Source organism: Allosphingosinicella vermicomposti, assembly GCF_003012815.1.
Lineage (GTDB): Bacteria > Pseudomonadota > Alphaproteobacteria > Sphingomonadales > Sphingomonadaceae > Allosphingosinicella > Allosphingosinicella vermicomposti.
Genome location: NZ_PXYJ01000001.1, coordinates 835,828 through 849,742, shown reverse-complemented (window position 1 = coordinate 849,742; position 13,915 = coordinate 835,828). Strand labels below are relative to the sequence as shown.

The 13,915-nt window shown below is 64.6% G+C and carries 8 protein-coding genes; 1 reads left to right on the top strand and 7 read right to left on the bottom strand.

All coding sequences use genetic code 11. The features are described 5' to 3' along the window. Positions 1-7: 7 nt before the first annotated feature. Positions 8-3,439: a double-strand break repair helicase AddA gene (gene addA, locus C7I56_RS04175; protein ID WP_106639240.1), complete on the bottom strand. Its 3,432-nt coding sequence runs from the start codon at positions 3,437-3,439 to the stop codon at positions 8-10. 121 nt (positions 3,440-3,560) lie between these two features. Between addA and C7I56_RS04170 the strand changes: the two genes are divergently transcribed. Then, positions 3,561-4,811 (top strand): M24 family metallopeptidase, encoded by a 1,251-nt coding sequence (locus tag C7I56_RS04170; protein ID WP_425352375.1) that lies wholly within the window; start codon positions 3,561-3,563, stop codon positions 4,809-4,811. 23 nt (positions 4,812-4,834) lie between these two features. Here the strand turns inward: C7I56_RS04170 and addB are convergent, their stop codons facing one another. The 6 genes from addB to ahcY form a co-directional block, all read right to left on the bottom strand. Then, the gene (addB, locus tag C7I56_RS04165) at positions 4,835-7,801 is read right to left on the bottom strand and encodes a double-strand break repair protein AddB (RefSeq protein ID WP_425352367.1); all 2,967 of its coding nucleotides are present in this window, start codon (positions 7,799-7,801) and stop codon (positions 4,835-4,837) included. Next, positions 7,794-8,552: a nucleotidyltransferase family protein gene (locus tag C7I56_RS04160; protein WP_106639237.1), complete on the bottom strand. Its 759-nt coding sequence runs from the start codon at positions 8,550-8,552 to the stop codon at positions 7,794-7,796. The genes addB and C7I56_RS04160 overlap by 8 nt, the downstream gene beginning before the upstream one ends. Beyond that, positions 8,549-9,538, bottom strand: a complete 990-nt coding sequence (locus C7I56_RS04155) for an aminoglycoside phosphotransferase family protein (protein ID WP_106639634.1) — start codon at positions 9,536-9,538, stop codon at positions 8,549-8,551. The genes C7I56_RS04160 and C7I56_RS04155 overlap by 4 nt, the downstream gene beginning before the upstream one ends. Continuing rightward, positions 9,535-9,981 (bottom strand): tRNA (adenosine(37)-N6)-threonylcarbamoyltransferase complex ATPase subunit type 1 TsaE, encoded by a 447-nt coding sequence (gene tsaE / locus C7I56_RS04150; protein WP_106639236.1) that lies wholly within the window; start codon positions 9,979-9,981, stop codon positions 9,535-9,537. The genes C7I56_RS04155 and tsaE overlap by 4 nt, the downstream gene beginning before the upstream one ends. Continuing rightward, complete coding sequence (locus tag C7I56_RS04145) at positions 9,978-12,062, bottom strand: PAS domain-containing sensor histidine kinase (protein WP_245409578.1); 2,085 nt, start codon at positions 12,060-12,062, stop codon at positions 9,978-9,980. Before C7I56_RS04145 ends, tsaE begins: the two co-directional genes overlap by 4 nt. Before the next feature lie 431 nt (positions 12,063-12,493). Then, positions 12,494-13,906, bottom strand: a complete 1,413-nt coding sequence (gene ahcY / locus C7I56_RS04140; protein WP_106639234.1) for an adenosylhomocysteinase — start codon at positions 13,904-13,906, stop codon at positions 12,494-12,496. Positions 13,907-13,915 lie beyond the last annotated feature (9 nt).

Here is a 13,915-nt window from a genome sequence, read left to right as displayed (position 1 = left end):
GCCCGCCTCAAGTCGCGATTGGCCGGTAACGTCCAATCTCGTCGTCTGAAAGAGCGAACAAGGTGGGGCCTGCGGTGTAAAGCAAAGCCGCGTCGACGGCGCGATCAGGAAAAACGACTTCAAGGGCCGCGACATAGGCCGCCATCTGCCGGAGATGCGGCACGGGAATAGCATCTCGGCTGCGGGGCACCGCTCTCCCCGTCTTGAAATCGGCGACCAGAATGCGGCTTTCGGTGATGAGCAGGCGGTCGGTGGTGCCCGAGATGACCGATCCGTCGCCAAGGACGGCGGCGATCGGCGCCTCGGCAAGCGCGTTTTGTCCGAACAGCTCGCGAAAGCGGGGGTCGTCGATCACAGTGCAGGCGGCGTCGATCAGGGCGCCGCGTAGGGCTTCATCCGCTACACCGCGCGCTTTCAGCAGCCACTGGTCGGCAACCTCTTTTCGCTCAGCTGGTGCAATGGCTGGCAAGCGTTCGAACAATTGGTGGAGCAGCCGCCCGCGCTCCGCCGCCTGGCGCATGGCGGGCGAAGGCGGCGGATCGGCGACATCATCGTCTCCCAAGGCAGAGGGTGCGAGCGGCCGGGGTGGACGGGCCTCTTGAGGGGGCGATCGATAGAGCCAGCCGGGAAGTTGCGCGTCGGCGCGCTGGTCAACCGGATCAGGCTTCCGGCCCGGAAGCGGGGCGCTGCCGTGAAGGCGAGCCTTGCCCCAAAGCGGATCATCGTCCCATGCCGCCCCCATCCGGTCCAGCGTGCTTTCGATTGCGCGATACCAGCTTTCCTGCGGCGGTCCGTTGCGATCGGCGGGACCGAGGGCGCCGCCGATATAAAGCCGTTCCTCGGCGCGGGTAAGCGCGACGTAAAGAAGGCGCCAATGCTCCTCGCGGTCGCGTCTTTCCCGGGCCTCGACCTGCGATCGCAGCGGCTCGGTCAATTCGTCCTTTCGCGGGCGGAAGATAGGAACGCTGAGGCCATTCTCCAGCGGTAGGTTCGCAAAGCTTTCCCGCTTGCGCGCCGGATCGACCGTTGCGTCCGCGAGGATGACGAGCGGCGCCTGTAGGCCCTTCGAACCATGAACCGTCATGACCCGTACAGCATCGGAGGGGGCGGAGGGATCGCGTACGACCTCGACATCGCCGCGCGCGAACCAGTCGAGGAAGTGCTGGAGCGAAAGAGCGCCCTTGCCCTCGAAATCGAGCGCGCTGGCGAGAAGCAGTTCGATCGGATCGCGCGCTTCGGCGCCCAGTCGCTCGATCAGCTTGCGCCGCCCCCCTATCGGGCCAGACAGGATTGTTTCGAGAAATTGGTGCGGCGTCGCATAATCGGCCATGGCAAGGATAGCGAGCAGACCCTGAAGCGTTTCGGCGGCCTTGCCGCTCGCAGCCGTCCTTGTCCGGAGCAGCGGCCAAAGCGCGCCCGTCCGGCCGTGCGCTACTTCATAAAGCTCATCTTGCGACCAGCCGAATAGGGGCGACACGAGCAGGCCGGCGAGGTTGAGATCGTCGAGCGGCTGGAGCGCGAAGCGGATCGCGGCGACCAGATCGCGCACGGCAAGCGGCGCGTTGAGAAGCAGCCGGTCGATGCCCGCAACCGGGACGCCTTCCGCGTAGAGCCGCGCGACGATCAATCCGGCTAGCTCACTGCGGCGGCGGACGAGGATGAGGATGTCTTCCGGCCGTAACGGACGTTTCTTGGCTTCGACCATGAAAGGGGCATCGAGCCAAGTCTTGATCTGCCGGGCAAGGGTGGCGGCGTAGAGGCGGGCCGCATCGCCGATCCAGCCTTCCTCCCCTTCATCCACCTCCGCCTGGCTTTCAGCGGTGAACGGAGCCCATAATGTCACGGAGCCGCCACGGAGCCGATGGTGGCTCTCATGTTCGGCAGCCGGACTGGGAAGGCCGAGCGGCGCGGGGCCGAAATCCTCCAGCCAATTGTCGACGAGGGACAGGATGGCGGGCGATGAACGGAAGCTGCGGCTGATCGACAGGTCGAGGAAGCGCGCTTCGACCCCATCGGCTTCCCGGGCGAACCAGGCACGGGCGATTTCGAATGACTGCGGATCCGTACCCTGGAAGCCGAAGATCGCCTGCTTGTAGTCGCCGACGGTGAAAATCGTGCGGCGGCCGGGAGGATCGTAATCCCCCCCGCCCCGCGCGCCCTCACCCGCGAAGAATTCCAGGGTAAGCGCGCGGACGATGTTCCACTGCTTTTCGTTTGTGTCCTGAGCTTCATCGATCAGCACATGATCGGTGCGCTGGTCGAGCTTGAAGCGCACCCAGTCGCCCATGCCGGGTTCGAGCAGCAATGCCTCGGCCTTGCGGATGAGATCATCGAAATCGACCGCGCCCGCCCTGCGTTTGGCATCGGTATAAGCGAAGGCAAAGGCCTGCCCCGCGCGAAGCCCGGCCGCGACCAACGTGACGAGGCGCGCCTTGGCCCGCATTTCAATCAGCGCCTTGCAACATTCGGCGAGGTCGCCGGCGAGGCGTTCGTAATCGGCATCGGCCTTCAACTGCCCGGCGGTGATAGCACGCGGCTCGCCATCCTTGCGAAGCACGACATCGGCCAGCTCGCTCAGGGTCTCGGCACGGTCGGCGGCGGTACGGCCGCGCCAGGCGGTGATCGCGGCGCAGCATCTCTGCCCGGTCGCGGTTCCCCACATGCTGTTTGCGGACGAGATACGGTCAATCAAGCCTAAGTCAAATGTGTCGTTATCGCAAAGGCTTGCAATGCGTTCTTCAATATCCCCGGAAGGAAGATCGAAGGCCCTTCGCAGCCGCGCCTCGATCCCGGGAGCAGGCCCGAGCGCCTCCATCGCATCAGGCGCGCGGGCGCATTGAGTCAGGAAATCCTCCGCCCCGCTTTCCCCCAAGCGATGGCTCAATGCCTGCATGTCGCGGATAAGGCCAAGGTCGCCGCCAGCATCCGCGCGCACGAGCAGATCGGCAAGCGCCTGCCGCGCCAATTGCTTCTCCTCACGCCCCTCAAGGGGCCGGAAGCCGGGTGTCATCCCCGCTTCGGCCGGAAAAGCGGCGAGCAAGGCTTGGGCGAAAGCGTGGATGGTCTGGATACGCAGCCCCCCGCCGCGCGCGTCGAGTACACGGGCAAACAGGGTGCGCGCCCGTGCACGCCCCTCGGGCCCCGGATCTTCGCCCAGCGCCATCAGCTCGACGCCGAGGTCCGCATCCTTGAGCCGCACCCAATGGGCCAGCCGCGCATGAATACGGTCGGCCATTTCGGCCGCGCCCGCCTTCGTAAAGGTCAGGCACAGGATAGAGGATGGATCGGCGCCGCGCAGCAACAGGCGCAGCACGCGAGCGGTCAGCACATGGGTTTTGCCGGTTCCCGCCGAGGCGGACAGCGCCGCATGTTCGGCGGGATGGGACGCACGGAGCTGATCGCCCTCCAAGCGGTCGAGCGGCCTTAATCTACCGGACATCAAGAAAGCTCCCGCCCATCGCGCTTCTATAGGAAAACCCGAAGCTCCAGCCAAGCGGAGCGCGAAGCTTGCCTTGCACGGGCGATACCCTAACAGTGCGGTTGCAGGAGACACTATGACCATGATCGCGAACCGCAGGCAATTTCTCGCGCAGACTGGAGGCGCGTTGGCGGTCAGCGCGTTGGCGCCTTCGATGGCAGTGGCGGCCGATCCGGGCCCGTCTAATCTTGCCGCCCGCGCAGTTCCGATTACCCGCGAAGAGCGGCTGCGGCGCATCGCTAAGGCTCAGCGGCTGATGCGCGAGCAAGGCATGTCCGCGCTCCTCATCGAACCGGGGGCCTCGCTCGTTTATTTCACCGGCATCCAGTGGTGGCGCAGCGAGCGCCTCACCGCGGCGATCATTCCCCTCGAGGGCGAGATTGGTATCGTCACGCCGTTCTTCGAGGAATCATCTATTCAGGAGAGCCTCGGCGTGCCCGGCGATGTGCGGGTGTGGCAAGAAGATGAAGATCCGATCGCCCTTGTCGCGGGTTGGCTGAGGGATCGCAAGCTCGGAACCGGCCGGATCGGGATCGAGGGAAGTGTGCGCTTCTTTGCGAGCGACGGCCTCGGCCGCGCCTTGCCGGACGCAACGATTGTCCCGGGCGCACCAGTCGTGCGCGCCTGCCGGATGATCAAGTCGCCTGCCGAACTCGCGCTGATGCAGGTCGCGAGCGACATCACGCTCGCCGCCTATCACGACGTCCACAAAAAGGTGGTTGCAGGCATGACGTCACGCGAGGTTTCGGCCCTGATGACCGCAGCCATGCGGGAACGCGGTGCCAATCCGGAATTCGCGCTCGTCCTCCTGAACGACGCTGCAGCCTATCCCCATGGGTCGGACAAGCCGCAAAAGGTCGTTGAGGGCGGCATCGTCCTGATGGATTGCGGCTGCACCGTCCATGGTTATCAGGCCGACGTGTCGCGCACTTTCGTTTTCGGCACGCCGAGCAAGGAGCAAAGGACGGTGTGGGAACATGTCCGCCGCGGCCAGGCCATCGCCTATGAAGCCGCGCAGATCGGCCGGCCCGCTGGAAGCGTCGATGATGCCGTTCGCGGATGGTACGAGAGCATCGGCTACGGCCCGCGTTATGCCCTTCCCGGCCTTTCCCACCGCACAGGTCACGGCATCGGGCTGGAGGGGCACGAGCCGGTTAACCTCGTGCACGGCGAAACGACGCCGCTTGCCGCTGGCATGTGCTTTTCCAACGAACCGGGCCTCTACTTCCGGGGCAAGTTCGGCGTCAGGATCGAGGATTGTTTCTACATGGCGGAAGGCGGACCGCGCTGGTTCTCGACGCCGCCCACATCGATCGACGATCCGATCGGTTAGCAGCTACCGCAGACTATCCAACTTCAGTCCTCCCGACCATACCATTCGTCGAGACGCATCAGCTGGTCATAATCGCCATAAGGTGCATATTCCGGGTGAAGCTTCGCCGTGAAGGGCGCGTCGCCGGTCAGCCATTCCGATATCGCGTCGGCGATCTGGCGCGCGGCGAGCGTGGTGAAATCGGCGGGATCGATGGCACTCCGTCCGCCCACCGGGCTCGCGACATGGCCGATCGTCCCGGCCTTCTTCGCGAGCGACCAATATTCGAACCCTAGGGGCCTTCCCGAGGCCTCTCCAAAGCCGCCACGCTCGGCGATGAGGCCCAGGAGTCCAAGCTGCATTGCATAGCCTTCCGCTACCGCCTTGGACCGGGGAGGCATGCCCGTCTTATAGTCGACGATGACAAGGCTGCCATCGGCGGCGCGATCGATCCGGTCTGCGATACCGCGCAAAGTGATGCCGTCGAACTCTATCGATCCGCGATGCTCGGCGGCGATCGGTCGCCGTCCTTCCGCAGCCAGCCGGGTCACTTCCTCGGCGATCCAGTCAATGGCTTCGAGCAGGCGCGGCTCCCACAGCGCCTGCATCAGCGGACGTGCCGCCTGATCCTTGAGCAGGGCCTCGGCGCGGAGGCGAAGACGCGCGGGATCGCAGCCATCCTCCTTCGCCCAGGCTTCCAGGATTGCATGGACCGCCGTTCCCCGCCATGCCGCGCCGGGGTCTGCATCGACATCCTCGATTGCGGAAAGCCTGAGCATCGAACGGGCATAGAAAGCGAAGGGGTCGGCCTTCAGACGGTCCACATCCGTCACCGAAAGCGACTGCGGACGGTCCTTGACCGGCGGACGCGGCGCGGGGCGATCGGCAGGACGATGCGCCTCTGGCCGGTCGATCGCGCGTGCCCAACGCTGGGCGAGCGGCGCGCGGGTCATACCGCCGGTCATTGCCTCCAGCCGGAGCCAAAAACGCGACGCGACGGCGGGCGCGCGCGCGTCGCGGCTGGCGCGGGTGACGATTACCTGCGGCGCTCCAAGCGCGCTCGCAAAATCGTGCGCGGCAAGCCCGATGCGCCGCTCCAACCCTGGCAGGCCGAGATCGGCGCGAATGCGCGGCGCGAGCCAGGGATCGGGCGACGGCAAGGCGGGCCAGGTGCCTTCGTTGAGCCCGCTCAATATCATCAGGTCGGCATGCTGCAATCGCGCCTCGATGAGGCCCCAGATGAAGATGCGGGGATGCTGACCATAAGGCGGTCGCACCGCTTCGCCGGACAGAAGCTGGCCAAGAATGGCGGGCATAGCGCGCCGGTCGACCGCGTCAGGGCCCGCTTCGGCCTGCGCTTCCGCTTCTGCCAACAGATCGGCGGCGGCGCGGCCCGCCGGGCCTGACCATGCTGCATCACCCGCTAACCGGGTCGCGGCTTCGCGAATTGCCGCCAAACCATCGGACAGTCGCCCCCCCTCGCTACGATGTTCGAACGGCTCGAGCAGCGGCAGGACTGTGCGCCACCACGCGAGGGCGAGCATACGAAGATCGCGCGTGCGTTTGTCGCCCTTTTCCAGAAAATCCGCGATAGCGTGAAGCCCCGCTGGAGGACGCGGCCCGCGCAGCGCGAGGTCGAGCAGCCGCACGCCGTCCAGCCACGCCGCGCGCTCCTCACCTTTCCGCACCAGAGGATGCTTGAGCAGAGCAAGAAGCGGCACGGGCGCGAAGCGTTCGGCAGCCGCCGTCGCCAACGCAAGGAGCAAGGTGCCCGGGGGCGTTTCGGAGAGCGGGCGCCCGGCGCTGTCGTCGGCGACGATACCCCACCGTTCAAGATGAGCGGATACACGCCGCGCAAGGAGGCGATCGGGCGTAACGAGCGCCGCCGTTCTTCCTTCCGTTTCCACCGCCTCGCGCAGAAGGATGGCGATGCCCTGCGCTTCCTCGGCGGGATCGGTGAATATGGCGGCACGGACGCCCGACAATCGACGTTCGGCGGGCGGCAGATCGTTCCATTTGCCCGTAGCGTAAGCGGGGGCCATGGCATTGGCGATGGCCCTGCTGCGCGCGGCGGGCGCATCGTGGCCGCCGCTATGGCGCCAAATTTTCACTTCGTCCCGGTGTGCGCCCATGCGGTCGAGGAGAAGCTTTAGCTGATATTGCGGATGGGTTTCGATCGGACGGCTCCCATCCTCCGCGCCGCCCAACGCGGTCCACTCCTCCTCAGGCATCGCGGCATCAAGGCCCGGAAAGACGACCATGCCGCGATCGAGGCTCGATACTACGCGAAGCAGCCGGGCAATGGCGGGCGCTGTCGTGGTGATGCCCGCAGCAACCACGAAGCCATCCGGCGGCGCCTTGCGCCACTGCCGCGCGACCGTGGCGAGCAACCGGTTGCGGCGATCGGCAAGTTCTATTTCGCCTGATTTTAGAATATATTCCGGCCACTCTTTCAGAATAACCCTGAGCCGATCGAGTGACACCTGCCAATGGGCGGACAGGTCCGGCTCCACGTCAGCCGCGCCCGCGAGGCGGGCCGGATCGACCTCCTCGACCAACAATTGATCAAGCGTGCGGCCAAGGTCCGCCGCAAGGCGAAATGCCTCTGCTGGATCGGTGCCGGGCACATGTTGGGTGACGAGGCGGGCGAGGATCATCAGCCGCCGCATGGGGGCGACGGCTGGCGGCACCGGCGCGTCCATGCCTTCGAGCGCGCCGCCAATTCGTTCGTCGAGATCGGGATCGCCGATCGGCACCAGACGGGGCAAAAGTAGCCCGCCGCCCGATTGCCGTACGAAGGCATCCGACACCGCGCGCACCGCGCGATTGCTGGGAAGGAGGATGACGCCGTGGGCTAGCCCCGTGGGCGACTGTCCAAACCGGGCGATGAGGCCCGCCGCCAATGCATCGGCAAAGGCGCGGTGCGGCGGAATCGTGAAGAGATTCAGGCGAAGCCGAGAGGCCGCCTCTCTTTCACGCTCCACGGCGGCGCCCATCGCCCCGTCACTCATTGGAAAGAAGGGATTCCGTGATCTTCACCGCCTGCGGAGTGCCGACATCAAACCAAAGCCCCTGATGAACCGCGCCGAAGCATCGTCCTTCCGCAATCGCCCTGTCCCACAGGATATTGGTTGAGAAAGGCCCATCCGGAGTATCCGCGATCAGTCTCTTCGCCAGCATCTGGATGCCCGTATAAACGAAGGGCGCCACGGTTCCGGCTTTGCGGCGGCGAACCCGGCCTGCGGCATCCATATGGAAGTCACCCTGCCCACCATGGCAATTCGCCCGGGCGAAGGGGACCAGCAGCAAAAGCGCGTCCATATGCTCCGCATCCCAATGGGAGGCGAGCAGGCGCAGCGTGTCGACAGGGCCGTCGATCCACAAATTGTCGGAATTGACGGCCAGGAAGGGATCGGCGTCGATCAACGGCAGCGCGCGAACCAGTCCTCCGCCCGTTTCGAGCAGCTGATCGCGCTCATCGGACACCGCTATTTCAATGCCTTGCACGCGGTTCTTCAAATGCGCTTCGAGCGCATCCGCGAGATAATGTACATTGACCACCGCCTTTTCGACCCCGCTTGCACGCAGGCGATCGAAGCAATGATCGATGAGCGGCTTGCCTGCGACTTCGACCAACGGCTTGGGCCGGGTCGCGGTCAGCGGACGCATTCTCTTGCCGAGCCCCGCCGCCATGACCATCGCGGTCCGCGGCACCCTCCCTTCAGGGTCGGGCCGAAGCGAGAGCGGCGGCTTCAGCGTCATCGTTCGCCCCCCTCCCAGGCGGCGGCGCGCTTGTCGGATGGCACGTTCGCATCGAACCACGCCTTGATTGGGATCAGCGCAGGATGCGCAAGGTTGCGCTCAAGATAGCCCCAGACGCGCGGCTGGAAATCGAGATAATGGGCCTTGCCGTCCCGCTTCCACAGGCGTGTGAAGATGCCAAGGATCTTGGTGTTCCGCTGTGCGCCGAGCACTTCATAATGGGCACGGAAGCGAGCCGCGTCGGAAATGCCCGCCGCCTTCACGAAGCGGGCCAACATCCGCTCTTCAAGATCGGGCGCAACGTCGCGGCGGGCGTCCTGAAGCAGCGAAACGAGGTCGTAGGCCGCATGACCGGCAAGCGCATCCTGGAAATCGAGCAGGCCAAGCTCGCGGCGCCCCTCGAGCACCATCAGATTGTCGGCATGATAGTCGCGAAGCACGAGGACGGGGCGCGCCGCGACGTCCCGCGCCACATCGGCCCATGCCTCTGCCCAGGCGGCCCGATACCCTTCCTCGTCGAGGTTCATATCGAGCGCGGGCGCATACCATTCCGGGAACAGCGCGACCTCCCGCGCCATAGCGGCTTCATCATAAGGCGGGATGTCGCCGGGTGCGGGCGTCGAAACCAACTGGGCCAGGATATCGACCGCCGCTTCGTAAATTGCTTCCTCGCGTTCCGGTTCGCGCAGAAGCAGCGGGCCGACGCGGTGATCGCCGAAGTCCTCGAGAAGGAGCAGCCCCCTCTCGCGATCCACTGCAAGCGGGCGCGGCGGCAGGAAGCCCCGATCGAGAAGATGCCCCGCCACGGAGAGAAACGGCCCCACATCCTCGTGCTCTGGCGGCGCGTCCATCAGCACCGCCGTGTTCTCTCCCAAATGCACGCGAAAATAGCGGCGGAAGGACGCGTCGCCGGCAAGCGGGCGGATATCCGCCCCTTCCCATCCGTGAGCGGCGAGGAAAGCGGGCGCGGATTGCGGCGGAATCATGGAAGCGGCCATCTGTCTTTCCAAGCGGGCGGCACCTGGGCTGTCAAGGCGCGCGCGCCCTCTCCGTCGCGTTCGAGAAACAATTGCAGGCTGTCAGGCCAAAGCGCCGCGCCAAGCCGCTCGGGCCATTCGACGATCAATGCCGTGTCCCAGCGCGCATCGTCCAACGCCAGTTCCTCGAGCTCGCTCTCATCCTCGATCCGGTAGAGGTCGATATGCCAGACAGGAATGCGGACGTCCGGCGCCTCATAAACCTGGATGATCGGAAAGGTCGGGCTCGCGACATCGCCTTCGAAACCAAGGCCGCGCAGGATGCCGCGCGCCAGGCTGGTCTTGCCCGCCCCAAGATCGCCATGAAGCGCGACAACCTCGCCCGGCTGCAACCGCGCGGCCAATGCACGCCCCAAGGCTTCGGTTTCGGCCTCGCCGGTCAGGCGGATCATGCCGCCTCCCCCGAGCGCGGAATGTGAATGGTGACCTTCGTTCCGGCGCCAAGTTCAGATTCCAGCGTGATCTGGCCGCCATGAGCTTCGATAAACTGCTTGGCGAGCGGCAGGCCGAGGCCGAGCGCCGAATCCCCCTCGCCCATCGCTGCGCCCGTACGGTGGAAGCGGTCGAACACGCGGTCACGATCCGCGGTTGCGATCCCCCGGCCATTGTCGGTAACGATGATCGTCGCGCTCTTCCCATTGCCCTCGGCCCGCAGGCTCACCTTGCCGCCAAGATCGGTATAGCCCACCGCATTGGTGAGGATATTGTCCAGCGCCTGCCGCAGGCGCCTCTGGTCCCCCGCCACCTTGCCCGCCGAAGGATCGATCACGATGTCGAAGATGATCGCCTTACGCTCCGCGGCCGCACGCACGCCCTCGGCGGAGGCGGCGCAGATATGCTCCAGGTCCACCTGATCCTCGGCCAGCAAGAGGCCGCCTGTATCGCTCTGCGTGAGGTCCAGCACATTGTCGATCAGGCTCGACAAGCGCGATACGGAATCGAGAATTGCCCGCACATAATCATGCGCCGATGCGGACAGTTCGCCCGCATAGCCGTTCGCCAGCATCTCGGTAAATCCGGCAATGGAGGTCAGCGGCGTGCGCAGCTCGTAGCTCATGTTCGAGACAAAGGCCGTCTTGAGCTTGTCCGCCTCGACCAGCGCCTCGTTCCTCTCGCGCAATGCCGCTTCGATCGTGCGGCTGTCCGTGACGTCGATCATGGTGAAAAGCGCATTGCCGTCCGGCAGCGGAACGGCGGCGAATTCAAAGTCGCGGCCACCGGTCAGCTGGACATTGCCGGTGCGCTGCTTGCGCTCCACTGTCGCGCTTCGCACCATTTCGCGAATAAGCGAGGCTTGGCTGCGGTTTTTCAGCCTCTTGCCAAGCCGGTTGGCGAGCGCGTCGATGCGCGGATGAGCAACGAGTTCCTCCTCCTCCAGGTGCCAGACCTCGCGGAAGCGATTGTTCCACAATTGGAGCCGCCCGTCGGACGCGAATACGCCCACTGCCTCGAACAGATTGTCAAACGTGGCGGTTCGGACGCGTAGCAATGTGTCGCGCGCGCTGGCGAGCTGGATCTGCTCGGTCCGATCCTCGAAGATCAGCAGCAGGCCTCCATCAGGCAGCGGCTGCGCGACGACGCGCAAGTGCCGCCCCCCCGGCAGCAGCCAATCCTCTTCCTCCGCAGAGACGCCCGCAATGAACCAGGCCCGATGCTCTTCCTTCCACTGCGGGTAATCTCGCACCTCGGGAAGCTGCCTGTTTTCGCGCATACGGTCGAGCACGCGGTCGAATTCCGGCCGCTCGGCCAGCCAATCGATGGGGAGATTGAACAAACGCGCAAACGGCTGATTGTAGAAAGTGAGGCTTCTATCCCGCCCGAATTGAACCACACCTGCAGACAGCCGATCGAGCAGATCGCGCTGCGTCCGTGCAAAGCGGGCAAGGTCGGCGCGCGCCTGTTCGCGTTCTTCGACATCGATCGCATAGCCCGCGACACCCGTTTCGCCGAGTGGCAATTCGACGACCCGCATCATGCGTCTCTGCCCGGCAACGGTCGCGGGAACAGTCCGTGCCACCGCCTCACCCTTTTCGCGAACCGACGCGGCCTGACTGAGCGGGCTCCGCCCGTCCGTTTCGTCAACCAGTTCTAGACCCGATTGCACTGCCGTCAGGGCATCCGGCGCCTCGACAGCGGCAACATAAGCGCCGTTCACCATGGCAAGGCGAAGGTCGGGGCCCCGATACCACATCGGAAACGGCGCCGCCTCGATCAGCGCGGAAAGGGCATCGAGCGTCCCGGAGAGCCGCTGATTCTGCCCATGCAGCGCCTCCATCTTCCGTTCGCTTTCCGTGATGTCGATAAACCACAGAAGCTGCGTTCCGACCGGATAAGGATGCGGCGCCGGCCCAGCCTTGACGAGAAACACGCGGGAGGTTGTGATCGGCCTGATGATCCTGGTGAATGCGCCGCCGGACCGCCGGATTGCGTCAGCCTCTTCGGCGAGCTCGGCATCGATCTCTTCCAGTCGCATCGCGCCACTGCCGTGGATGCCCAGGCGCTCTTCAAACGCCCGGCTGGCATCGAGTTCACCTTTGGCAGTGACGATAACTGGTAGAGCGGGACCGTTAGCGAGCAGCGCAAATGCCGACAGCGCTTGTTGCTCGGAACCAGCGGCGATGGCAGCGCCCCGCGCGCCGCGATAGGTCAGCCAGGAGAGCCCAGCGAGCCAGATGCCGGTGGCCGCGCCAAAAAATGTCAGGGTCGACGATGAAAAACTGATCGGTCCGCCCCTTCAAAATACAGCAAACGGCCAACACCGGGCCCGGTCCAAGCATAAAAGGAAATCCGGCCACAGCAACGGTCGACGTGACCGGCAAAGAAAAAGGCGGAATGGCTAAGCCACCCCGCCTTTTTCTTAGCGAATGTCACGGCCGATTCCACAACCATGAAGTGAGCCGGAAATCAGTAACGATAGTGATCCGGCTTGAACGGGCCTTCAACCGGCACGCCGATATAATCAGCCTGTTGCTGCGTCAGGGTCGTGAGTTTGACGCCGAGCTTTTCGAGGTGGAGGGCGGCGACCTTTTCGTCGAGGTGCTTGGGAAGCACGTAGACGTCGTTCTTATACTTGTCAGAGCTCGTCCACAGTTCGATCTGGGCAATCACCTGGTTCGTGAAGCTGCTGCTCATCACGAAGCTCGGGTGGCCGGTGGCGTTGCCGAGGTTGACGAGGCGGCCCTTCGAAAGGACGATGATCTTCTTGCCGTCCGGAAATTCGACTTCGTCGACCTGCGGCTTGATCTCGGTCCATTTCATGTTGCTGAGCGCGCCGATCTGAATCTCGCTGTCGAAGTGGCCGATGTTGCAGACGATCGCCATATTCTTCATCGCGCGCATGTGATCGAGCGTGATGACGTCGGCATTGCCCGTCGCGGTGACGAAGATGTCGGCGCGCTTGGTCGCCTCTTCCATCGTCACGACTTCAAAGCCTTCCATCGCCGCCTGTAGTGCGCAGATCGGGTCGATTTCGGTGACCAGAACGCGGGCGCCGCCGTTACGGAGCGACTGGGCCGACCCCTTGCCGACATCGCCGAAGCCCGCGACGACCGCAACTTTGCCGGCAAGCATCACGTCGGTGGCGCGGCGGATGGCGTCGACGAGGCTTTCCTTGCAGCCATAGAGATTGTCGAACTTCGACTTGGTCACGCTGTCGTTGACGTTGATCGCCGGGAAAGGGAGCTTGCCCTTCTTGGCGAGATCGTAAAGGCGGTGAACGCCCGTCGTGGTTTCTTCCGACACGCCCTTGATCGCCTGCACGGTCTTGGTGAGGTAGCCGGGACGTTCGGCGAGGAACTTCTTCAGCGTCGCGGCGAAGATTTCCTCTTCCTCGTTGGTCGGGGTGAACAGCTCTTCACCGGCTTCGACGCGCGCGCCCCAGAGGGCGAACATGGTGGCATCGCCGCCATCGTCGAGGATCATGTTGCAGACCTGGTCCTGGCCCCAATCGAAGATGCGCACGACATAATCCCAATATTCTTCCAGCGTTTCGCCCTTCACGGCGAAAACCGGAACGCCGGTCGCGGCGATTGCGGCGGCGGCGTGGTCCTGAGTCGAGAAGATGTTGCACGACGCCCAGCGCACGTCGGCGCCGAGCGCGGTCAGCGTCTCGATAAGCACGGCCGTCTGGATGGTCATGTGGAGCGAGCCGGTGATGCGCGCACCCTTCAAAAGCTTCGACGCACCATATTCGGCCCGGAGCGCCATCAAGCCCGGCATTTCGGTTTCGGCGATTTCGATTTCCTTGCGGCCGAAAGCGGCGAGGCTGATATCCTTGATCACATAATCATTCGAGCGGGTCTGGGCCTGAGTCGCCACGATGGGTCT

Bases quoted from the DNA above. Each gene is read 5' to 3' on its own strand.
- addA (WP_106639240.1), bottom strand. From the start codon at position 3,439: ATGTCCGGTAGATTAAGGCCGCTCGACCGCTTGGAGGGCGATCAGCTC.
- C7I56_RS04170 (WP_425352375.1), top strand. From the start codon at position 3,561: ATGATCGCGAACCGCAGGCAATTTCTCGCGCAGACTGGAGGCGCGTTG.
- addB (WP_425352367.1), bottom strand. From the start codon at position 7,801: ATGAGTGACGGGGCGATGGGCGCCGCCGTGGAGCGTGAAAGAGAGGCG.
- C7I56_RS04160 (WP_106639237.1), bottom strand. From the start codon at position 8,552: ATGACGCTGAAGCCGCCGCTCTCGCTTCGGCCCGACCCTGAAGGGAGG.
- C7I56_RS04155 (WP_106639634.1), bottom strand. From the start codon at position 9,538: ATGATTCCGCCGCAATCCGCGCCCGCTTTCCTCGCCGCTCACGGATGG.
- tsaE (WP_106639236.1), bottom strand. From the start codon at position 9,981: ATGATCCGCCTGACCGGCGAGGCCGAAACCGAAGCCTTGGGGCGTGCA.
- C7I56_RS04145 (WP_245409578.1), bottom strand. From the start codon at position 12,062: ATGCGACTGGAAGAGATCGATGCCGAGCTCGCCGAAGAGGCTGACGCA.